This window comes from Meiothermus sp., assembly GCF_037443965.1.
In the GTDB taxonomy this organism is placed as follows: domain Bacteria; phylum Deinococcota; class Deinococci; order Deinococcales; family Thermaceae; genus Meiothermus.
The window spans coordinates 19,780-39,990 of sequence record NZ_JBBINI010000012.1 but is presented as its reverse complement, the minus strand read 5'-3'; the positions used below and the strand labels follow the sequence as shown (position 1 = coordinate 39,990).

Annotated in this window: 17 protein-coding genes; 4 read left to right on the top strand and 13 right to left on the bottom strand. The window is 62.8% G+C overall.

The window, feature by feature from the left end:
- Window positions 1-15 precede the first annotated feature (15 nt).
- Both WKI89_RS08330 and WKI89_RS08325 read left to right on the top strand, forming a co-directional pair.
- The gene (locus WKI89_RS08330) at window positions 16-453 is read left to right on the top strand and encodes an OsmC family protein (RefSeq protein ID WP_337868717.1); all 438 of its coding nucleotides are present in this window, start codon (window positions 16-18) and stop codon (window positions 451-453) included.
- A 57-nt stretch (window positions 454-510) separates the two neighbouring features.
- Window positions 511-1,284 carry a hypothetical protein gene (locus tag WKI89_RS08325; protein WP_337868716.1) on the top strand — a complete coding sequence of 258 codons (774 nt, stop codon included), beginning with the start codon at window positions 511-513 and terminating at the stop codon, window positions 1,282-1,284.
- 11 nt (window positions 1,285-1,295) lie between these two features.
- Here the strand turns inward: WKI89_RS08325 and WKI89_RS08320 are convergent, their stop codons facing one another.
- Window positions 1,296-4,076, bottom strand: a complete 2,781-nt coding sequence (locus WKI89_RS08320) for a UvrD-helicase domain-containing protein (protein ID WP_337868715.1) — start codon at window positions 4,074-4,076, stop codon at window positions 1,296-1,298.
- Between the two features lie 2 nt (window positions 4,077-4,078).
- Window positions 4,079-4,528, bottom strand: a complete 450-nt coding sequence (locus WKI89_RS08315) for a type II toxin-antitoxin system death-on-curing family toxin (RefSeq protein WP_337868714.1) — start codon at window positions 4,526-4,528, stop codon at window positions 4,079-4,081.
- Window positions 4,529-4,745: 217 nt separating this feature from the next.
- Between WKI89_RS08315 and WKI89_RS08310 the strand changes: the two genes are divergently transcribed.
- On the top strand, window positions 4,746-5,591 hold the full coding sequence (locus tag WKI89_RS08310; protein WP_337868713.1) for an aminotransferase class IV: 846 nt from the start codon (window positions 4,746-4,748) through the stop codon (window positions 5,589-5,591).
- Between the two features lie 110 nt (window positions 5,592-5,701).
- Window positions 5,702-6,343 carry a hypothetical protein gene (locus tag WKI89_RS08305; protein WP_337868712.1) on the top strand — a complete coding sequence of 214 codons (642 nt, stop codon included), beginning with the start codon at window positions 5,702-5,704 and terminating at the stop codon, window positions 6,341-6,343.
- A gap of 1 nt (window position 6,344) precedes the next feature.
- On the opposite strand, the gene WKI89_RS08300 is transcribed toward WKI89_RS08305, so the two are convergent.
- The 11 genes from WKI89_RS08300 to WKI89_RS08250 form a co-directional block, all read right to left on the bottom strand.
- Window positions 6,345-8,699, bottom strand: a complete 2,355-nt coding sequence (locus WKI89_RS08300) for an ATP-dependent nuclease subunit B (protein WP_337868711.1) — start codon at window positions 8,697-8,699, stop codon at window positions 6,345-6,347.
- Window positions 8,700-8,900: 201 nt separating this feature from the next.
- Window positions 8,901-9,428: a hypothetical protein gene (locus tag WKI89_RS08295; RefSeq protein WP_337868710.1), complete on the bottom strand. Its 528-nt coding sequence runs from the start codon at window positions 9,426-9,428 to the stop codon at window positions 8,901-8,903.
- A 10-nt stretch (window positions 9,429-9,438) separates the two neighbouring features.
- On the bottom strand, window positions 9,439-10,818 hold the full coding sequence (locus WKI89_RS08290) for a c-type cytochrome (protein WP_337868709.1): 1,380 nt from the start codon (window positions 10,816-10,818) through the stop codon (window positions 9,439-9,441).
- Between the two features lie 2 nt (window positions 10,819-10,820).
- On the bottom strand, window positions 10,821-11,393 hold the full coding sequence (locus WKI89_RS08285; protein ID WP_337868708.1) for an SCO family protein: 573 nt from the start codon (window positions 11,391-11,393) through the stop codon (window positions 10,821-10,823).
- Window positions 11,394-11,526: 133 nt separating this feature from the next.
- Window positions 11,527-13,908 (bottom strand): ATP-dependent helicase, encoded by a 2,382-nt coding sequence (locus WKI89_RS08280; RefSeq protein ID WP_337868707.1) that lies wholly within the window; start codon window positions 13,906-13,908, stop codon window positions 11,527-11,529.
- On the bottom strand, window positions 13,901-14,452 hold the full coding sequence (locus WKI89_RS08275) for a DUF4276 family protein (RefSeq protein ID WP_337868706.1): 552 nt from the start codon (window positions 14,450-14,452) through the stop codon (window positions 13,901-13,903). The genes WKI89_RS08280 and WKI89_RS08275 overlap by 8 nt, the downstream gene beginning before the upstream one ends.
- The gene (locus tag WKI89_RS08270) at window positions 14,449-15,591 is read right to left on the bottom strand and encodes an AAA family ATPase (RefSeq protein WP_337868705.1); all 1,143 of its coding nucleotides are present in this window, start codon (window positions 15,589-15,591) and stop codon (window positions 14,449-14,451) included. Before WKI89_RS08270 ends, WKI89_RS08275 begins: the two co-directional genes overlap by 4 nt.
- A gap of 19 nt (window positions 15,592-15,610) precedes the next feature.
- Entirely contained in the window at window positions 15,611-17,455 is a 1,845-nt protein-coding gene (locus WKI89_RS08265; protein ID WP_337868704.1) for a serine/threonine-protein kinase, read from the bottom strand.
- 200 nt (window positions 17,456-17,655) lie between these two features.
- A complete protein-coding gene (gene fmt / locus WKI89_RS08260) occupies window positions 17,656-18,651 on the bottom strand; it encodes a methionyl-tRNA formyltransferase (protein ID WP_337868703.1) in 996 nt (331 codons plus the stop codon).
- Window positions 18,648-19,232, bottom strand: a complete 585-nt coding sequence (gene def / locus WKI89_RS08255) for a peptide deformylase (protein WP_337868702.1) — start codon at window positions 19,230-19,232, stop codon at window positions 18,648-18,650. Before def ends, fmt begins: the two co-directional genes overlap by 4 nt.
- 51 nt (window positions 19,233-19,283) lie before the next feature.
- On the bottom strand, window positions 19,284-20,156 hold the full coding sequence (locus WKI89_RS08250) for a DMT family transporter (RefSeq protein WP_337868701.1): 873 nt from the start codon (window positions 20,154-20,156) through the stop codon (window positions 19,284-19,286).
- Window positions 20,157-20,211: the final 55 nt, after the last annotated feature.

Genomic DNA, 20,211 nt, shown 5'->3' with positions numbered 1-20,211 from the left:
GCCCCTAGGAGGTTTATGGCGACGAAAAAAGTGGTACTGCATCGCTTGGGAGGACACCGGTTCGTAGGCATCAACGAGCAGGGCGACAAGGTGATGGTAGACGGCGACCAGCCCGCGACCGGTATGCGCCCCATGGAGCTCTTGCTGGCCGCGCTGGCCGGTTGTACGGCTTACGACGTGGTGGACATTATGGAGAAAAAGCGCCAGCCCCTGACCAGCTACCGGGTAGAGGCCGTGGGCGAGCGGGCCGAAGAACACCCCAAGCGCTATACCCACATCGTGGTAACGCACTACGGCACAGGACCGAATGTCACCCAGGAAGCCCTCGAGCGCGCGGTGGAACTGTCCCACACCAAGTACTGCTCGGTCTCGGCCACCCTCAATGCCCCTGTCGAGACCCGGGTGGTGATTGAGCCCTGGCAAGGCGAGAAGCAGCTTCAGCAGCAACAGTAAATTTTCCTAGAGCAAACCCCCACGCACTCTCATGCAAGGCTCTGGTAGCGTTGCAATATGAGAGTGCAAATTTTGGCTACAGCACTGGTTTTATCCAGCTTTGCCCTGGCCCAATCCACTTCTAATACTCCCATCGCCTGGGGTCAGTACACCATACGGCAAGAGCCCGGTTTACTGCGAATTATTCGTTCAGATCGCACCCAAGTAGAGATTAAAGGTGGACGCTTCGAGGTCAAGCAGATTGAACTCACCGGTCAGGCACCCACCGAACTCTGGATCAACGAGGTTTCGGGATCCCACACCACAGCCTATTTCTTTACCCAGGAGCAAGGCTTTCGCAACCTGCTCATCTACCGCGGACGCACGGCGGGGGTGCTGGAGGTGCGCGACGTAGACAACGACCAGCGGCCCGAGATTATTGTGGGTACCGATGTATTTGCCGATTTTGGCGGCCTGCCCAGGGAGGTTTATCCGCGCCTGACCTATATTTTGGCCTGGGACGGGGTGCGCTACGTGGACGCCACCGCCCGCTTCCCCACCCTGGGTTTTCGCACGCTGTCGTACTACCGCGAGGCCCTGCAGGATGCCTTGCTTCAAAAAGACGAGATCAACGCCCGCAGCGCTGCGCTGGGCTATTATGGCCGTGGACTGATTACGGGCCAAGCTGATGAGGCTAAAAAGTGGCTCTTGGCCAACACGCCACAGGCCATCCGGCGCTGGCTGCTGGACCTCGAGGGCGAGGCCATCCGGGCCATCTACGCCGACCTGGCCTGCCGGCTCACGGTCAGCTACAGCAAAAAACTGCCCCCCAGGCCCATTTGCAACGGGTAAAAACCGCCGCTTTATGCAGAGCTTTCCTCTTTGGAGGAGATTTCGGCCAGGGCTGCTTCCAGGACAGCCTTGTCCAGCCTCATCACCTTGCGGAAACGCAAATACACCAGCCGAACCTCCGGCTCGATCTTCCAGGCCTGGCGAATAGCGGCGAGGTAAACCCCCAGTTGAAAGTGGTAGCGTTCGGGCCTGACCTCGAGGTCGGTCTTGTAGTCTTCTAAATACCACTGCTCTCCCACCCGGTACAAGCGGTCAATCACCCCCTGCCAGACCGTAGAGCCAATGGGAATGGCCATGGCAAACTCGGGATAGTCCTCGTCGCGGGGCCAGGGGAGGAGATGGCCCAGGAGTTCCTGGTAGCTTTGCAGCAGCTCTTTCACCTCGGCCATGATGCCTGCACGCTCGTCTGGGTCGAAGGGAAACATGACCTCCTGGGCCTCGAGGTTGGTAAGGTGCTCTGGGTTGCCCGCCTGCCAGTTCTGCCCGATGGCATAGTGCACCAGCGTCCCGATGGCCCGGGCCCGGCCCGGAATTTCTTCCCCTTCTTCGGGGTCGGGTAGGGGCAGGGGTTCGGCCTCTTGGCGCTTTAAGGCCGAGGGCGAAAAGAGCGGTGGGAACGGCTCGGGGTCGAATCGGGTTTCGATCCAGGGTGAGGCCAGGGGGGGTTCCACACCACCCCGGATATGCACCGGCTGTACTGGCTGGTAGCGCCAGGTTTTGTGCAGGAAATCGCTTCGGTCAAATGGCGGGCTTTCTGGCCCCAGTCCCATACGGGCCAGCACCGCTGCCCAGCCTTCGGGCCTGCCCTGGCGCACACTCCCACTCAAGATCAGGGTGTCTCTAGCCCGCGAAGCTGCGACATATAGCAGGCGATAACTCTCCTCTTCTTCCAGCATCGCCTGGCGCTGTTTGAAGTTTTCGAACTGCGGCGTGTCCGGAAGTGCCACCCACTGCCTCAGGCGACCCTCGTCAGCCCCTTCCCCTTTTCCCTCCTCTCCCATCCCTTGCCCCAGATACAGCGGCTGGGCTTGATGCACGTTCTTCCGCCCCAGGTCGAATACCGCTACCAGGGGCCATTCCAGCCCTTTGGCGCGGTGGATGGTCAGGATTTGCACCCCCTCGCCCGATTGCGGAACATCGCCCGCATCAGCCTGGCGTGAGAGCAACTCGAGCCGCTCGAGCAAGCTCTCGAGGCTCTGCGGTGGGCGCGGGGCAAAGTAAAACAGCAGGGCATCCACGTTTTCCCGTGGGCGGGTTTCCAGAAAATCGTGGTAGGCCCGGCCTTCAATCATCGGCTCGCGGATCAGGAACTTCAGGGTCTCCAACGGAGCCGCGACCCGCAGTTGGGCCTGAATTTTTTGCAGCCGCCGGTAGACCACCGGAAAGTGCAGGGCCAGGGTCTGGGCCGGGTTTTCCGAGCGCAGGATGCTTTCGATCTGGTCCAACTCCATCGGTCGCAGCGAAGCCCCATCGGCAACGAGCTGCCCAAAAGGGCTGCGGAGCCAGGCTGCTAGCGATAGCCCTCGAGGGTCGAGGGCCGCTCTTAGGGCATGATATAGATCGCGCACCTCCTGCCGCTCGTAGTAGCCGCGCCCTTGCAACAACACATAGGGAATCTGGGCCTGGGTAAAGGCTTCCTCCAAAAAGCGTACGCTGCCGTAGGAGCGCACCAGCACCGCCATTTCGGAGTAACTAGTTTTGTCCGACAAGGCCTGGAGCCGCTGGGCCAGCACCCAGGCCTCCTGGGTTCGCAGATCGTCGAGTGTGGCTTCGCCATCTATCCAGTGAATTTCCAGCCGCCCGCGCTCGGGCCGCACCCCTTGCACTTGGGGGGCTTCATCGGGGCCAAACCCCAGCCCATTTTGGGCCAGGGTGTCGGTCAGGCGGCCCAGAAAACGCACCAGGGTCTGGCTGTGCCGGTAGGTGCGGGCCAAGGGGGGTTGAAGCTGGCCTTCTCGCATAGCCTTGCGAAAGACTGCCACATCGGCGTTGCGAAAGGCGTAGATGGACTGCTTGGGGTCACCCACGATCTCGATGGGCAAACCAACCCGCTCGAGGGCGGCAAAAAAGGCTCCTTGCAGGGGGTTCACATCCTGGTACTCGTCCACCAGCAAGACCTGCACCCGCTCGAGGACACGTTCCAGAGCGCGAGGATGCCGGGTGAGCTCCAAGGCCTTGCGTTCCAGCTCCGAGGGCGAGAGCAGGTTGGCCCCCAAACGGGCCTCGTAGGCGGCGTACACCGCCTGGTAGATCTGCAAAAGATGTCGGTTGGTTTCCCCTTCGGCAGGCTCGAACACCTCAGCCAAAGAGCGCTTGGAAAACAACTGCAGGAGGGGTTCGGTCAGTTCGTCGGAGGCAAGGCCGTACAGCAAATGGGCTGGGTCGGTGGCCAAGTAGCGCAGGGTGTTCCACTCCTCCTCAAACAAAACCTGTGCCTCCCAATCACCCAATATGGAAAAGTCGGGGTCGAGAGAGAGCATCGGGGCGGCCAGCCGCAAACACTGACCCATAAAACCGTGGATGGTGCTGATGGTAGCGCCCGGGAGTTCGCGCATGGCCTCGGCGAAGGCTTCGGTTGAGTCCGGCGAAGCCACGAAGTCTAGATGTTTCCCGGAGGTCAGGACTTCCTCGATGGCCCAGCCCACCCGTACCCGTAGCTCGTCAGCAGCCTTGCGGGTGAAGGTGACGCCCGCGATGCGGCGCAGCGGCGTACCGGAAGCGATGAGCTCGAGGTAGCGCAAGACCAAGCTGGCGGTCTTGCCGGTTCCGGCGGAGGCAACGCGGACTTTCACATCTAAAGGCTATCGTCAGCGGTATCCAGGTCGCAACCGTGGAGCAGAGCGAAGCGTAAACCGGAAACCTCAAGATGATCAGCGGCCAGCAAGGGCATTATGAGCGTCGCCGTGGATACTTCCCACTGAAGATAGTAACCGTTCTTTTCCAGTACATCGGCCATCACCGCGAAGGAGGTTCGCTTGTTCCCGTCAGCGAAAGGATGGTTTCTGGCAATGAAATACCCCAGGGCTGCTACTTTTGCGAAGATAGTCGGGTAGAGATCTTCGCCACCTACAGCGCGCACAGGCGCATGCATCGCACGATCGAGCAGCCCCTGATCCTTGATACCGGGCAATCCCCCAGCCTCTTTGATCACAGCGTCTTGGAGGATCTCGACGTAGGCAATCGTCGGGTATTGGTGACCACGGTAGCGATACCAGTACTTTTCTTTAGAGTTTGGAGAGGGCATGAATAATCTTCGAATGCTTCTTGACGATTGCACGCGCGGAATTCTGGGCCTCAGCCAATGTCATATCAAGAATCTGTTCTGTGCCTGCACGACCACCCCTGGTTACACGGGCAGACTTGGGGCTCTTTCCGGCTTTAATCTGCTTAGTGGCCAGTGCACTCCTACCGACAGATAGTATATCAGACTTTGCTAGAATATCGAGCGATAGAGGGTTTTTGTGAAATACGCCAGCATCAACGGAACCATCGTCGAACACGACAAGGCCAGCCTGCACATCTCCGACCTGGGCCTGCGGCGGGGGTATGCGGTATTCGAGTTTTTCCGCATTTTGCGGGGTGTTCCGGTGTTTCTGGAGGATCACCTCGAGCGCTTCGAGTGCTCGGCCCGGCTGCTGGAGCTTACCCCGCCCTTTGGACGGGAAAAGCTCGAGGGCCTGATTCGGGAGCTTATTGAGCTCAACAACCTGCGGGAGGCCGGTATCCAGATGCTGCTCACCGGGGGTTACTCCCCCGATGCCTTTTCCCCCGGCCAGCCCAACCTGATTATCACGCCCATGACGGTCACCCCACCCCCAGCCCACCTCTACCAGCAGGGGGGCAAGGTCATCCTGCATCAGAACCTGCGCGAGCTACCCGAGGCCAAAACCACCGACTACCTGGTCGCGGTGAAACTCGCCAAACGGGTGCGGGCGGAGGGGGCCACCGAGGTGATCTACCACGATGGCGAAACCGTGTACGAGGGCGGGCGCAGCAGCCTGCTGATCATCCAGCAGGGCACCCTGATCACCGCCCAGGCGGGCGTGCTGCCGGGCATTACCCGCAAGCACCTGCTGGCGGTGGCCCGCTCGATCCTGCCCGTCCAGGAGCGGCCCATCACCCTGGCCGAACTCTACTCCGCCGACGAGGTGCTGCTGACTGGGGCCACCCGGCAGGTCATGCCCATCACCCAGATCGAGGATAAAAAGGTGGCCAGCGGCGTGGTAGGGCCTTACAGCCAGCAGTTGATGAAGGCCTTCCAGGAGCACCTCGAGGCCTACTTGAACCAACGCGCGGTGCTGCGCTGAGCTCGAGGCCGCACAGCAAGGCAGTCCACCACGGGCATCAGAACCTGTGGGTAAAAAAACCTCACTTAGAATCTGGGGGTACGAAAACCCATCCCATTCTGTTCGCGGCATTGGCGCCTCTATTCTCGGCCTGTGCGCCCTCCAACGTGGCACCGCCGGGAGCCATCGGCTACAGCAACAGTTTTGCACCCTTTTTGTCGGCCCCGCTGGCTGCTCGGGTTCAGTCCACCGATGGAACAGCCGCGCTGGGCTTGCGCAGCGGGCCGGAGGGCTTCGGGTTCCAGTACACGGTTGGGCCCTTGGGGGCCGACCTGTTGCTGCCCCCGCGTACTGGGACCTCGGCCTTTGCCCGGGGTTCGTACATAGAAGACGGTCTAGCTGTTGCTTTGAGCGTAACCTGGGAAACCTATATCGCCTACCGCTACGATGGCATGGGCTCCGTGGCCTCGACACTAAATGGCGGTGGCGTAGGGTTGGATGCAGGGTATTACTGGCCGATTGCCCTCGAGACCGGCCAGGGGTACATCGGGCCCCGCCTATACAGCTACGTGCAGTGCCAGAGCACCAACAACGCCCCCTTGCAGTGCAGTGGGCTGCGCCTGAACCCCGGCTTTGGCATCGGGGTCAGCCTCAGCCTGGGGCGCTTTGTGGCCGCGCCGGAAATCTCGCTGTTTTTACTGCCCCCAGACGAGGCCTATGCCACCCCCCGCCTGGCTACGCCGCTCAGTTTTTCGCTGTCCTTCCGCTTCTGAATTAGCCGTACTGCGCCTCGCGGCAGGCATCCCGCACACTACAGCTACGGCAACGGAAACCGGGGTTGGGTTCCACCACCCCGGTTTTGTACTGGGCGTAGGTCTCCTGCGCTTTGGTTAGAAGGTTTTCCAGCGCCCCCCAGAGCCGTTCGATGGGCTTGCCGTACACTAGCAGCGGGTCGCCCAGCACCGGCCAAGCCCAAAGATAGACTTTTTGGATGCGTCCGGCAAAAGCCGAAAGCAGATAGGCCGCGGCCCAGCGCTCGCTCCAGCGGTTGCGCACCTGCTGATTGGCGTCTTCGGGGTGGGTATCGGGCGCCACAAAGCGGTAGATGTGAGCCTCGGCTCCTTTGCGCAGCACTGCGTCGAGCTGCACTTCCAGGCTCTGACCTTCCAGCTTGAAGCCCAGATTTAGTTCACCCAGGGTGGTCTGGTGGTGGAACATCCAGCCCTCGGCCTGGGGGAATTGAAGGGAGAGGGTCTGAAGCCGAGCCGGAACCAATTTCTCGGCCTTGCGTAATTCGCGCACCCACTGCCACCACCATTCTCGCTCGGTGTGTTTGTGGTCAAACTGCAAGGCCCAGTACTGCAGACCGCACTCGCTATAGCGCCGCAGGTCTTCCACGCGGGCCTTGCCCAAATTAACCCGACTAAGGGAGGCTTTGTAGCCTTCGGAGCGGGCCATCTCCCGCACGCTGGCCGGGGGCAGTTGGGGCAGGTAAGGTGGTTTGTGCTGCGAAACCAGGGCCGGTTCGGGCTCCAAGGGCCCCTCTTGGCTGGCCTCGGGGTAGGTGATTATCACTTCATCGGCACGGGTTTTGAGTTCTTCCAGGAGCAGGCGATCCCGTCCCAAAAAACGCCTGGGGAGCAGGCCCCCCGCCCCAGTTTGAACCAGCCGCATCGCTTCTTCTAATGCCACCCGCAATTCCTCGGGAACGAAATAATCCTCTCGCTCACCGGTACTATAGGCCCCTTCCACTGCATAGATCAGATAGAGCTTTTTCCAGCGCTGCCCCGAGGCTAGCGTAGGCGTAAGCAGGGCTACGCCGCCAGGTGGACGTTGCGGCTCGTAGGTCTCGGCCAACAGAGCGGCCCACCAGTGGCGAAAATCCGGCCCAGAGGCAATGCGGTGGGCTTCGCGGGCCCGCTCCATCAGGGTGGCTCGGCGCGGGCTGTGGCGCACTTCGGGCAAGGAGTCCAGCAGCTCACTGGCCCAAGCTAGCGAAGGGTGCAAGGCTCCAGATTCTGGGTGGTGCGCGAACGAGGAGCCTTCTTCGCCGGGAGGCTTCAAGCGCGACAGCCACGAGGCCCAAACCTCATGCAGGCCCAACTCCTGGGCCAGCCTTGTGGTGGCTTCTAACCCGACCAGGCTTCGTTCTAAAGCGGCCCGGCCCAGCGGGGCCAGATCCGGAACAGCCAGCAGGCGGCTGGGGGTGGGGTAGTCGGGCAGCTCGAGGAGCTCGAGCAAAAGCCGCCCCTCGGGGGTGTCGGCGGCGGTGCGGGGTAGGTAGTCTATCAGGGGCAGGTTGTATTCATCGGCCAGGGTGAGCAGCGCGGGAATCCGCGACTCCGGCGCAACCACCGCAATATCCAGGGTCTTCATGCCCAAGGCCAGGTCGCGCTTGATCGAGCGCAGCACCCAGCGGGCTTCGCTGACCGGGTTCTGGGCGCGGTAGGTCTGGGTGTGGATGGGGCGGTGCGGTAGAACCTCGTCGGGCATGAAGCCGGGCGGGGCTTCGGGTAAGCTGATCCAGACCGGAATATAGCGGAACAAAGCCTGCAACAGCCGCAACTCCAATGCGCTCAATTCGCGGAAGCCATCCACTATCACCAAGTCGGCCTCAATCTGGGCCTGGCCGGTCTCCAGCAGTTCCAGCGCCCACGAGCGAAAGTCGTCGTAGTCCCAGCGACCCCAGATTTGTTTGAGTTCTTCGTAGCGGGTATAGACCTGCTGTAAGCGCCGGGTTTCGGAGCCCAAGGCGGGAATCTCCTCGGGCCTGACCCCGTTGCGCTTGGCCTCGGCAATGGCTCGAGCGAACAGACGGGCCTCGCCGGGCTTGGGCAGCGGGCCATTAGGCTCCTGGAGGGCCTCCCCCACCAGCGCCACCCGGCCCGGCCCGGTCAGGATGGGCTTCAGGCCATAGCTGGCCGCCAGCAAGCGGTAGTAGAGCTGCTGCGAGGAGAGCACATCGAGCCCCAGCACTGCACCTTTTTGGGTAGCCCGGCGGTAGACGTAGGCTTTTTGCGCGGGCAGGCAAACCCACCAGACCCGCTTGCGCTCTGCAAAGTAGGTTTGGGCCAGCTCGAGCAAGCGGGTGGTCTTACTCGAGGCGGGCGGCCCTACCACCAGCTTCACAAAGCCAGTCTAATACCAGATTCGGGTATTTCGTTACCAAATGGTGAAGAACTACCCCAACCAACGGGAGACGCTTTCACCGACCAACCCTTCTCCGGCAACCCGGCTGCGAACAAGCTTCGGCCAAGGGCAGCAGGATGAGGGCGCGCGGGTATTTCTGACTAGACAGGCCATGACCATCTCGCCTGGTGAACTGGCAAGTTAGGGCGAGCGAATCACCGGTTCTATTGCCGGAAAACGTACCGGCGAACGCTGGTAGGCCGCCAACCAGCGGGGGTCAGAGAGGGGCTCGAGATCCCTCCCCAGCACCAACACCCCCACCACCCGGCCCTGGAAGGTTAGAAAACAGCGATAACCTCTGGGCTCCACCACGTACCAGTTGCCCAGGTTGATGTTTTGCAACACACCCTCAAAGCGGCGGGCCAGTTGGTTGCGCAGGCGCAAGGCATCCTGAAGCGGACGCTCGAGCGCTACCACCGCAATATCTTCCAGGCCCAGCGGAACCGGAGTCAGATCAATGTTCACCGTAATGCGGGTTACTGGCAGACCATCCAACCCCAATACCACCCGCAAAAAGAAGCGCTGGGGTGCGGCCCGCTCGGCGTAGGCAAACTGGGGGCGCAGCGACTGGAAAACGGCCTGGCAGCGATCCAGTGCGGCCGGATCATTGGACTGGGCCAAGCCAGAAGCCCCAGCCAGTACCAACAGCAAGAACGCCCAGCGGCCCAAAGCTGCTCCCCTACTCCCGCACCCCAAAGAGCGAGCCCAGGCACATCTCGTCGGTGGTACCCTCCCCCCAGGTCATGTAGCGGGGCTGGAGCGGCTCGCCGCCAGGGCCGGGAATGGCCGATTTGTTGTCATAAACGCAGGTTACCCGCACCCGGTCGCCCTGCCGCAAGCGGATGGGGGTCTGATACCAGTACTCCCCTTGCCACTGGAAATTCCACTGTGGGATGTAGAAAAGTGTTTTCGCGCCCGCAGTCCCTGCGTTCACCTCGACCTTGAACTCCACCCCCCGCAGGTGCATGTGGGCCGTTACGCCGTACACCTCCATCGCACTGGAAGCGGTCCAGTCGCAGGAGGTGGTTTGCCGGCTACCATCCCCCACATTGCGCTGGGCGTAGCCCTCGATGGAGGTGTTGCACAGCAGGTGAATCCAGTCGGCGATAAAGCCCAGCTCGGTTCTGGCTCGAGCGTATTCGCGGGTACACGGCTCACCGGTCATACCGGGGGGGCACTGGAGCTCCACCGGAGCGGCCAGGGTCATGCCCACCAGACGCTTGAGCTGAACGCCTTTGGGGGCCAGGTACAAAGCCATCTGGGTGGCGTCGGGGTTGGCACCGGAGGCGGTGTTGTAGTGCACCTGCATCACCACCCGGCTACCTGCCCGCAGAAGCCGCCCCGTGCCCTCGGGCAGCAGGGTCGCACCCCCACCTGGCACCCAGAACCCCAAAATGCCGCCTATGCTGCGGGGGTTGCTGCTGAGCCCCGGTCCACCAAAGCATTTCCAACCCGGGCCTGCCTCGGCCCGGTCTTTGGCCTCGGCAGCCTCAACCATGTCGGGGCCAACCAGAAACAAGATCACGTGGTGTACGCTGCGTTTGTCGCCAGGAATGATTTTGTAGCCGGTCATGTAGGTGTCGCTATTGAAGGTAGCTGGCATCAAAAAGCAGCGGTAATCGTCCAGCATCGCGTCGTCGGGTGTGTAAGGTGGGTTAAGACTGGCTACTAGATCGGGCTGGGGCGCGGGCGTCACGGCTTTGGCTACCATCGGTCGGGGGTCACCCAGCGGTGCGCCCGCCTCGGCCCAGGCAACGAGGGCTGCTTTAGCGCTTGCAGAGAGCTTACGCTCATCTTTTAGGGGCGGTGTGCCCTCACCGGGGGGCCACGGGGGCATCCGGCCCTGCTTGACCGAATCGGCAATGGCCGCCGCCATGTTCCGAGCCCAGCGGGCGTCGTCCAGGGGAAAAGGGGCAATGCCACCTTCGGTGTGACAGCCCACGCAATTGGCTTGCAGAATCTCGGCCACCTCGCCGTGGTAGGTGGGGGGCTGTGTGGGCCCGGCCCCCAGCGAACCCAAAGCCAAAAAAATCAGCATCAAAAGGGAAAATCTCGACATGGCTACCTCAGCAGTCTGGATACTTCATCCTTCAGTTTAGCGGTAGAAAGGCGGCTCACCCCGTACAACATCCGCACCAAACGACCCTCGGCGTCTAGGAGGGCCATGGCATCGGTGTGAAAAACCAGTCGTCCGCCAGGCGCTAGGTTGTACTCGACCTTGGCCGCTTCGGCAATCTGGCGAATGGCTTCGGGCTTGCCGGTAAGCCCCTGAACGGGCGAAAAACCCCGCAGGTATTTTTGCAGCGTCTGGGGGGTATCGCGCTCATCCACACTGAGCAGCATCAAGTGCAGGTTTGCAGGGGAGCCCAGGGCCTCGTAGGCGGGGAGCAGACGACCCAGCGTCAGGGGGCAGGCATCCGGGCACTGGGTGTAGCCAAAGAGCACCACCGCCGGGCCTTTGGGCGGAAAGACCAAGGCCTTGTTCTCGTGTGTGCGAAGCTCAACCGACGGAAACGCCCGGGCAGGCTTAAAATCGGTCGCCCCCGGCCCGGTAGCCGGCAGGTAGTGTCCGCCGTGGGCCCAGGCCCAGCCCACGCACAAGAAAAGAAAAAGCTTTTGTAGAAGAGGTTTCATTTCTACTATCATGGCTGGAACTGCCTGGAAAGAAAACCAGTCGCTTGCACCCTTATGAAACGATTAGGGTTCTGCGCTCTTATTTTGTAAGCTATCCCCGCAGGCTGAAATCAAGCTGAAGCCCACCCCGGCCTCATCCCACCACCTCCAGCCGGGCATAGCGGAGGGCCAGTTTACGCACCCCATCGGCGAAGGCTACCGTGGCCACGCCATCGTCCAGGCCGACCACCAACCCCATGCCAAACTGGGTATGTCGGACTTTTTGTCCCGCTTTGAGCACAGGCTTACCGGCAGGGATAGGCTTGAAGATGAACCGCTCGAGGTCGGCAAACTCTCCTTCTACCCCCTTTCCCATCTCCGCGTCGAAGGCTTCCCACACCCCTCTGGCTTCGGCTGAGAGATCGAGTGCTTCCGTCCAGTTTTTACGCTCGGCGTAGGCAAACAGGCGCAGCACCTTGGCGGCGATGGACTGGGCCTGCTCGGCATTCCACCAGCGATGCAAGAAGCGCTCGAGGCCCAGCTTATGGGCGCCCTGGGCCAGGGCCAGGGTCTGGGCAGTGGAGAGCTCCTCGGCCTTCATCGCGAGGGCCTCCCCCACCCGCCCCACGGCCTCCAGCACCTGCTGGTGTTCGGCCTCCTGCAAGAAGGGCGAGAGTGGAAGGCTGGACAGGGCATAAAGAAAGGTATGCTGCGAGCTGCGGGTCAAGGCCACGTAGAACAGGCGGCGCTCCTCCTCGAGGTTTTCCGAACCGCTGTAGGGCAGGGTGCCCTCGTTGCAGTCGGGGATGAAGACCAGGGGCCATTCCAGCCCCTTGGCCCGGAAGATGGTCATCAGGCTCAGGCGTTCGCGGGTGTCCGGCGCGGGCTCGTCGCCCAGGTGCTCCTGGGCCAGCCGCTCGAGGTGCTGCAAGAGCTCGAGCACGCTGCCTTTATCGCGGGTGTACTCGAGGAAGGCCCGCACCCCCTCGGCCTTGCCTGCTCCCACCTCGTAGAAACCCGTGGAGCGCATTAGGTGGCGGCGGTAGTCCAGACGGGCCTCAAGCGCCTCCAGCACCGCATGGGCCGAGCCCTGCGCCATAGCCCCGCCCAGCCACTCAAAAAGCTCGGCCAGCTCGCGCAAGCGCTTGGCCACCCACTCCTCGGCCCCGGCCAGCTCGGCCCGCAGCGCCGCCACCAGCGAAGCCCCCCGCTCCACCCGCCGCCAGACGGCATCGGCCAGGGCCCGGCTCAGGTAGCGCTTGGGGGTGTTGTAAATCTGCAACCAGAGGCGTTTTGTGGGGTTCAGGGCCAGTTGCAGGTAGGCCAGCAGCACCTGAATCTCTGGCCGCTGGTAGAAGGGCGTGCTGCCCACCACCCGGTAGGGAATCTGCCGCTCGATCAGGTACTGCTCGATGTAGGGGGTCTGGGCATAAAGCCGCACCAGCACCACCATCTCGCCAAGCTTGCGGCCCTGGGCCAGCAGGCCCGCGATATCGCTCACCAGGCTCTGGGCCTGGGCGGGCGTGTGGGGTTCTAGGCGGAGGTGCACCCGGCCCTCAAAGCCCCTGGTCAGGCTCAGGCGCTTGGGTTCGCGCTGCCGGTTGTGGGCGATCACCCGCCCGGCCAGCGCCACCTGCGGCGCGGGGCAGCGGAAGGTGTCGCGGATGAGGTATTTTTTGGCCCCATAGCGCTGGGCGAACTCGAGGATGAAGCGCGGGCTGGCTCCCCGCCACTCGTAGATGGTCTGGTCGTCGTCGCCCACTCCCATGTAGTTCCGGTGGGGCTGGGTGATCAGGTCGAGCATCTCCGACTGGGCCAGGTTGACGTCCTGGAACTCGTCCACCAGCACCGCCTGAAAGGCCTTTTGCACGGTCTGCAGAATGCCCGGATGGCGCACCAGCACCTCCCAGCCGGTCATGAGCATGTCGTCGAAGGTGAGCAGGCCCTCCTCCCGGCGCACCTGCTCCATCAGTTTGTACAGCTCCAGGTACCACTCGAGTTCCTTGGGCGCCTGGGCCTGCGAAGCCACTTGCAGGGCCGTTGGGGGCAGCCCGGCCCCTTCCAGGTCGGCGTACTGCAGGTTGCCCTTGCAGGCCCCCACGTAGCTCAGAAAGTCTTCGGCCTCGAGGTTCTCCAGCTCGGACACCCACTCGAGCTTCAACTCGCGGGCCCGTCGCAGGGTGCGCTGCAACAGGGCCTGTTCGGAGGCCTCGTCACGGGCCTCGGCCAGCTTTAAAAGCCCCTCCGAGGCCGCCTTGCGCACGATGCGGTAGCCCAGGGCGTGCAGGGTGGAGACCTGGATGCCCTGGGTGTGAGGCCAGCGCGCAAGCGCCCGCTTGAGATCGTCCACCGCCAGGCGGCTAAAGGAGGTGGCCAAAATCTTACGCGGCTCGAAGACCCGCTCGCGCACCAGGCGCTCGAGGCGGTGCACCAGTGCGGTGGTCTTGCCGGCCCCGGCCACCGCAAACACCAGCGCCGGCCCTTCGTTGTGGGCCACGATGGCCTGTTGTTCGTCGGTTAGGCGCACATCAGGCATTGGCAATCTTCTCTAGCTCCCGCCAAAGCTTGTCGAATGAAGGTGACCTTTCACGCAAAAGATGCGGGTCACATTCCGCAGCCATTCTGGCTGCCAACTTGGGTTGGTCTACGGTCTGCGAATAGTACCCCCCCATACGCCGCCTTATCTCTTCTTTGGCCCCTTGAATCGCTTCAACATCCTTTGGAACCTGTCCCAACCGCAAAGCATCCGCGCCGGCCAGAAACCAGGTCTCAAACTCGCATTTGGCCAGCACCAGATGACAGTTGAGGCGTGTAACCAGCCCAAGCTGGGACATAAGGCGAGGTGCAAGTTCTGCAGGACAGTCTTCGTCAGCGTCCAGCAGCACCAGGATGGCCCCCTGCTGGCCTAAATTGTTTTGGGCAAGTGTAAGAAAACGCATCCGTTCTTCCGAGTTATTCAAGAAACGGTTTCGTTGAACCCTGAGCGGTCGCAGAACTTGAAGCGAAGGGAAAAGGCCTCTGATTAGGGTAGGTAAGGCCTCCACCTCTCCATGTCCCTCTACAATGGGCGCAAGTTTCATAGCAGTGCGTCTTGGACTGCGGGCAGCTCCAGTTGCCGCTGGCGCAAAAGCTCCCCTGCGGTAAACAGGTTATCCCGGATAACCTGTTTTTGTTCCTCTGGTATGGGCCGAACCTGACTCGTTCCCCGCTGCATACCCACCATAAAGAGGGCATCGGGAGATAAGCCCTCGTGGTCAAGCAAGTCGGGACTATGGGTCGTCAACAAAATCTGGCGGCTCTCACTGGCTTCGATGAGGGCATCCGCAAGCACAAAAGCACTGCCGGGATGCAGGGCCACCTCGGGCTCTTCAACCCCCGCTACCGTGACGGCGGTCTGAAAGGCTGCTACCAAGACGGCCAGCGCCCGCAAAGTTCCATCCGACATCGAGCTGGCGTAAAAGCGCCAGTCGTTCTTGTTATCCATCCGCTGAAAAAAAAAGAGGGTTTCCTTGTGACCCAAGATCACCGGCTCAACCTTTGTGACACCCGGAACAATCTTTGAGAGAAACTCCTGCACTCGCTCTAGACGTCGGGATGTGTCCCGCATCTGGCGCAGGACGCTGGGAAGGTTGCTACCATCCCGGCGCAGGATGGGGTAGGCATCGGGGTCTTGCAGGTTGCGAATAGCCGCAGGGTTAGGGTTGTAGACGGCGATTCGGGTGAGATAACCGAATACTTCGTCGAAACCCTTTTCTGCCGAAACAGCCCTCAAGTACAGGTCTTGGCGGTTGCTGGCCGCGCTCAAGCGAGGGTTGGACTCTTTCAACTCGCCGCGCTCCAGCAGAAAATATCGCTCAGGCGAGAGGGCGGTCTGTAGTGAAGACACCCGGCACTCTTCCCGAGCAACCTGGTAATCGTTGCCGCGTACAGCTTCGATGTCAAAAGCATATTTAGCAGACCAGCGCTCGAGGGTTAGATGCAATTCAATCCGAAAATTGTTGGGGCGACCGCTCGAGCGCCGGCGTACCTCGTTGATGCCCCCTCGTTCTCGCAGCGCATAGTCCAGGTTGAGGCTCAGGGCATCCGAAACGAAGCGCAAGGCATCCAGCAGGTTGCTTTTACCCGAGCCGTTGGGGCCCACAAAAACGGCCAGTTTATCAAGCTCGAGGTCAACCTTCCCCAAGCTCTTGTAGTTACGCACCAAAAGCCGGGCCAACATGCGCCCATCCTAACTGCTTTCAAGCAAACCGGTACAGCTTCCCCGCTAGCGTCGCCACGTAAAGCGCCCCCCGGTAGGGCAGCGGGGGCACCTGGATGGGGCCCAGGCCGGTGGCCTCGAAGACCAAGCGCCCGGCCTTGGTGTCCACCCCCAGCACCCGGCCTTCCTCGGTACCCAGGTACAGCACCCCGTGGGCAAGGGAGGGCGCCGCGGTGACCTTGCCGACCTCGAGCGCCCACACCTCGTCGCCGGTTTTCTGGTCGAGGGCATAGAGTTTGCCCGCCCAACTAGCGGTGTAGACGTGCTGATCGTCCAGAGCGGGCGTACCCCAGAGTTCGCCTTCGAGGTCGAAGCTCCACTGCACCTCGCGGGTCAGGGGGTCGAAGGCGTGGATCTCGCCCGCCCAGGTGGGGATAAAAAGCAGGCCGCCTCGAGCCGGCATGGCGGTGTGCACGGCCCCGGCCTCCACCTTGTAGCGCAGGTGCCCGCTCTGGGGGTCAAGGGCAAAAAGCCAGCCGCCCTCGCTGGCCACGAACAAAAGCCCCCGGTAAAGCGTGGGCGAGGCCGAAAGCTCGCTCCCGGCCTGGAAGCCCCAGCGCAGGGTGCCGCTGGCGTCCAGGGCGTATAAAAAGCCGTCGCGCCCGGCCAGGTAGATGAGGTCGCCCACCAGCGGGGCCGCCGTTATCTCGGCGCGGGTGGGGAAGCTCAGGATGGGCCTCCCGGAGAGCGACATCCCGGTCAGGCGGCCATCCCAGGCCGCCACATAGACCCGCTCGTCGGTCACCACCGGCGGGGCCGAGACCTCGTCGCCCAGGCGCTGGCGGTAGACCGAGCCGTCGGTTAGGTCGAGCCGGGCGATGCCCTGTCCAGCCCCCACCCACAGGTTGCCCTCGCGGGCCACCAGCTCACCGGGCCAGGCCACCTCGCCCGAGAGGTCGTGGATGCCGCGCAGCTCGAGCTTCTCGGGCCGCGCAGGGCCGGTGGGGTAGTGCCCGCTGCGGCTGGCCCCCGCCCGCGGGGTGGCCGAGAGGCTCTCGCGGTAGCGCCGCAGGGTTTCCTCCAGCACCGCGTGGGCCGTGGCCGCGCTGGCCGGGCGCTCGCCGGGGGTTTTTTGCAGCAGCGACTGAATCAGCTCGGAGACCTCCGCCGGGATGGCCGGGTTCAGGCTGTGGGGGGGCCTGGGCGGCTCGTAGACGTGCTGGTAAAGCACCGACTGGTCGTTTTCCCCCTCGAACAAGGGGTTGCCGGTGAAGGTGCGGTAAAGCACCGCGCCAAAGCTGTAAAGGTCGGCCTGGGGGGTGAGGGCCAGGCCCTTGGCCTGCTCGGGGGCCATGTACTCCGGGGTGCCCACGGTGATGCCGGTGCGGGTGAAGTGGCGGCTTTCCTGCATCAGATAGGCCAGGCCAAAGTCCATCACCTTGGGCTGGCCCTCGGGCGTGACCAGGATGTTGCGGGGGGTCAGGTCGCGGTGGATTACGCCCCGCTGGTGCAGGTGCTCCAGGGCCTCGAGCACCCGCGCCGAGGCGGTCAGGAGACGCAGGCCCTCCACCCCGTCCTCAAAAGGGCCCAGCCGGTCGTAGCTGCCACCCTCCACCAGCTCCATCACAAAATAGGTGCGGCCCTCCTCTTCGCCGATATCGAAGACCTGCACCACCCCGGGGTGGGAGAGCTTGGAGAGGGCCTTCACCTCGCGGAAGAAGCGGTTACGCTCGCTGGGGGGCAGGTAGGCATGCAGAATCTTGACCGCCACCAGGCGATCCATGCGCTCGTCGGCGGCCCGCCAGACCTCGGCCATCCCCCCTTCGCCCAGGGGGGCCAGCAGCCTGAAGCGCCCGGCCAGCTTCACCTTATCCGTGGTACTCATGGGCTACGCCCCCATTATGAATCATACGCTTTCCCGGCAGTATCGTTCACTTTTGAAAGTCTAAACGATTCTGCCGAAATGCTTTTGTACTCCCTTCGGTCGGCTTGAATCCTTCACCTTTGACTACGCATGGCGGTGAAGGATTCAAGCGGAAACGGTATCAGACAGCGTTTTTCCGATAGCTTGCCGCCAAAGCTGGGTTAGCCCAGCCGATCACCCATCCGCAGGCGGGCCCCCCGCGCCCAGTCGGCGGCGGGCATGGGTTTTTTTCCTTCGGGCTGCACCTCTTGCAGCAAGAGGCTGCCCTGCCCAGCGGCGACCATGAGCTCATCGGCAATCCGCAGAACCGTGCCTGGCTCGAGTGAGGGGCCGCCTGGCCCCTGGCCGTGCCGGTATTCAAGGGTCTGCTCCAGCGTAGCTTTCGACATCCGAAGAACCTTTACCCGCCTGCCCTGGTGCTCAAACCAGCTCCCCGGCCAGGGCTGCACCCCCCGGTGGCGGTTGTAGATTTCGTCGGCACTGCGCTCCCAGGCGATTTTTCCGTGGTCTTTTTGCAGCATGGGGGCGTGGGTGCCCTCAGGGGGTTGGGGCTGGGGTTGCAGGTGCTCGAGGTCGGCCAGGGCCTCCAATAACAGCTCGATCCCTTTGTCGCGCAGGCGGTTGGAAAGCTCCACGGCTGTTTCGTCGGGGCCCACCGGGGTGCGCCAGCGGGCCACCACCGGGCCGGTGTCCATGCCCACGTCGGTCTGCATGATGCAGACGGCGGCCTCGGTCTCGCCGTGGATGAGCGTCCACTGCACCGGGGCCGGGCCGCGGTACTTGGGCAGGTCGGAGGGGTGTAGGTTGAGGAAGCCGAACCGGGGGATGGCCAGCAGCTCGGCGGGCAGAATTTTGCCGTAGGCCGCCGTGACCGCCACCTCCGGGCCCATCTCCCGGAAAAGCTCCATAAACTCGAGGTTCTTACGCAGTTTGGCGGGCTTCTCGACCCGCAGCCCCTGGGCCTCGGCCCAGGCAGCCACCGGGCAGGGCGTGAGCTTGAGGCCCCGGCCTGCCGGTTTGTCGGGCTGGGTCACCACCAACACCACCTGGTGCTGCCGGTAGAGGGCCTCGAGCACCGGCACCGCCCAGGCCGGGGAGCCGAAAAAGGCCACCCTGCGAGGTCGGTTGGCGTGAGTTGAAATGGTCTCGTTCGTCATAGTTTGGCTTCGCGCAAAAAGGCTTTGGCCTGGCGCTGGAACCCGGCCAGGTCTTCGCGGTGCTCCTCGAGGAATTTCTGCCGCTCGGGCAGGGGCATCCGCTGGAAAAAGAGAATGCCGTCGAGGTGATCAATCTCGTGCTGCATGACCACCGCCAGGTAGCCCTCGGCCTCGAGCACCTTCTTCTGGCCGTGCTCGTCCTGGTACTCGACCCGCACCTGCAGGTCGCGCTGGGCCCCCTCGGCGTACAGGCCCGGCAGCGAAAGGCAGCCCTCGAGGATGGACTGCCGGCCCGCGCGGTAGGTGATGACGGGGTTCACCATCACGTATAGCTGCTTGACGCGGGTCTTGAGGTCGGCCTCGGGGCCTTCTTCCTCCTCGTCGTCCAAATACTCGGCGGCCACAAACAGCCGCTGGCTCACACCCACCTGCGGGGCGGCCAGCCCCACCCCCCGGGCCTCAAACATGGTCTCGAGCATGTTCTCGGCCAGTTGGGGTATGCCGCTAAAGTCCTGCACCGGCAGGGCTTTTTTCTTCAAAACAGGGTCGCCGTACAGGCGGATGGGAAGAATCTCGGCCATATCTTTGTTGATTGTACCGGCCCAAAGCACCGTGCGCTCCGCTGCTGGTTTTCAACCCCTCACCACCCGGCCTAAGGTATTGACGATCACCACCCCCACCAGGGCGATACCCCCGCCCACCAAGGCCAGCAGGCCGGGCACCTCCCCCAGCCAGAGGTAGGCAATCAGGGTGGCGAGCACCGGCGAGACGTAGAGGAAGCTGGTTACCTGCGAGGCTGGGGCCCGGCTCAGGGCGTAGTTCCAGGTCAGGTACGAAAGACCGCCGGGCAGCACCCCCAGGTAGATCACGCTCCAGGTGGCCTGCGGCGAGGCCGTCCGCAGCTCGGAGAAGAGCCCCGGCCAGAAGACCAACAGGGGCAGCGTACCGGCCCAGATGGTGTAGGCCGTGAAGTTGAGGGGGTTGTACTTACGGGCCAGGGGCCACTGGAAGACAAAATACACCGAGGTCACGAAGGCCGAGAGCACAATCAGCAAAGCACCGGGCTCGAGCTGAAAACTACCCGGATGGTTGCCTACCGCGATCAGGGCCACCCCGGTAAAAGCCACCGCGATGCCCAGCCAGCCCCAGGCCGAGAGCCGCTCGCGCAGGAAAAAATAGGACATCAGGGCCACAAACACCGGCCCCACCGCAATTAGCAGCGCCGCCGGCCCGGCTTTGACCGTAACCTGCCCAAAATTGAGCGCGGTGTGGTAGATGGTAATGCCCAAAAACCCCAGCCCGAAAATGGCCGACCAGTCGCGCCGCTCGGGCAGGGGCATCCGCACCCACAGGGCATAAACCAGCATCACCGCCGAGGCCACCAGAAAGCGCAACAAGGTGAGGTGCGCGGGGCTGTAGTCGTGCAGGCCCGCCCGTATCCCGGCAAAGGCCGAGGCCCAGGGCAGGATGGTGAGGGCGATGGCAAGGAGAACTCGAGCTTCCACAGCAACCGGCTCCTCTCGGGAACAGACGGCTTCGCCGCTGGAGGATACTAACATG

What these genes read in the sequence shown, in the direction of transcription:
- WKI89_RS08315 (WP_337868714.1), bottom strand. Translation starts at nt 4,528, where the DNA reads ATGCCCTCTCCAAACTCTAAAGAAAAGTACTGGTATCGCTACCGTGGT.
- WKI89_RS08270 (WP_337868705.1), bottom strand. Translation starts at nt 15,591, where the DNA reads ATGTTGGCCCGGCTTTTGGTGCGTAACTACAAGAGCTTGGGGAAGGTT.
- fmt (WP_337868703.1), bottom strand. Translation starts at nt 18,651, where the DNA reads ATGACGAACGAGACCATTTCAACTCACGCCAACCGACCTCGCAGGGTG.
- WKI89_RS08280 (WP_337868707.1), bottom strand. Translation starts at nt 13,908, where the DNA reads ATGCCTGATGTGCGCCTAACCGACGAACAACAGGCCATCGTGGCCCAC.
- WKI89_RS08290 (WP_337868709.1), bottom strand. Translation starts at nt 10,818, where the DNA reads ATGTCGAGATTTTCCCTTTTGATGCTGATTTTTTTGGCTTTGGGTTCG.
- def (WP_337868702.1), bottom strand. Translation starts at nt 19,232, where the DNA reads ATGGCCGAGATTCTTCCCATCCGCCTGTACGGCGACCCTGTTTTGAAG.
- WKI89_RS08285 (WP_337868708.1), bottom strand. Translation starts at nt 11,393, where the DNA reads ATGAAACCTCTTCTACAAAAGCTTTTTCTTTTCTTGTGCGTGGGCTGG.
- WKI89_RS08330 (WP_337868717.1), top strand. Translation starts at nt 16, where the DNA reads ATGGCGACGAAAAAAGTGGTACTGCATCGCTTGGGAGGACACCGGTTC.
- WKI89_RS08325 (WP_337868716.1), top strand. Translation starts at nt 511, where the DNA reads ATGAGAGTGCAAATTTTGGCTACAGCACTGGTTTTATCCAGCTTTGCC.
- WKI89_RS08275 (WP_337868706.1), bottom strand. Translation starts at nt 14,452, where the DNA reads ATGAAACTTGCGCCCATTGTAGAGGGACATGGAGAGGTGGAGGCCTTA.
- WKI89_RS08265 (WP_337868704.1), bottom strand. Translation starts at nt 17,455, where the DNA reads ATGAGTACCACGGATAAGGTGAAGCTGGCCGGGCGCTTCAGGCTGCTG.